The sequence below is a fragment of the Streptomonospora sediminis genome (genome assembly GCF_054778995.1).
Window position 1 is genome coordinate 1 of record NZ_BAAGYZ010000132.1, and the last position, 877, is coordinate 877.

An 877-nucleotide genomic window follows, 5' to 3' on the forward strand; every position below is an offset into this window, starting at 1 on the left:
CACATTACGAAGATCCTGCTCAGGGGTCGGATCGTGCTTCTATCAGCGGTCTCGCGGCGCCCTCGGACCCGGTGACACCACCCCCCGGATCATGGGTGACAGGGGGGACCAGTCATGCCGGGGCCGAAGGCCGGGTGTTCCCTTGCGGAACTGCACTAAAAGGTAATGGGGGGCAGAATCCGTAGGCGGTTCGGGCTCGTCGCAGGTGGCGGCCTATCGTGAAGCATGCGCTTGACCGAGTTCACCGACGTTTCCCTGCTCCTGGTCATGCGGCTGGCCGTGGCCGGGGAGGACAAGCAGCTCACCACACGGGCCGCCGCGGACATGCTCGCGGTCTCCTATGCCCACACCGCAAAGGCGGTCGCTCGGCTGTCCGAGCTCGGGCTGATCGGGGCGCGCCGCGGCCGCGGCGGCGGGTTGCGGCTCACGGACGCTGGGCGGCAGACCCGGTGGGAGCGGTCGTGCGGGAGCTGGAGGGTGCAGGCGACGTGGTGGGCTGCACGGACGACCCGCCGTGCCCGCTGCGGGCTGCGTGCCAGCTGCGCCGGGCTACCCCCGCTGCGGCGTGGGCCGGTTCTAGCGGCCAGAGCCGGTCAATGTCGAACCGCAGCCGCCGCCGCGCCTGCATACCTGCGACGAATGGGCCTGGATCGGGGCTGGCCGACACCAGCGCGGCAGTCAGTGCCTCATCCACGGGCCAGGATTTCGATGGACGACACGAAACGCAAGATCAACGGCGCTGTTGCCCGGGCCGTCCCGATCAGCGACGGCTACCGCCACGAGGCGATCGAGCCGCAGGTCGCGTCCATCGGTCGTTAGCCTCGGGCTTTCACGGCGGGCGTGACCGCAGACCCCTCTGGACATGCGAAAGGTGCTT

The 877-nt window shown here is 69.4% G+C and carries 1 pseudogene; it reads left to right on the forward strand.

Annotation, left to right across the window (positions count from 1 at the left end):
* Nucleotides 1-225: 225 nt before the first annotated feature.
* Nucleotides 226-551: pseudogene (locus tag ACYVD5_RS25825) on the forward strand (Rrf2 family transcriptional regulator); the annotation flags it as partial.
* Between the last annotated feature and the right edge of the window lie 326 nt (nt 552-877).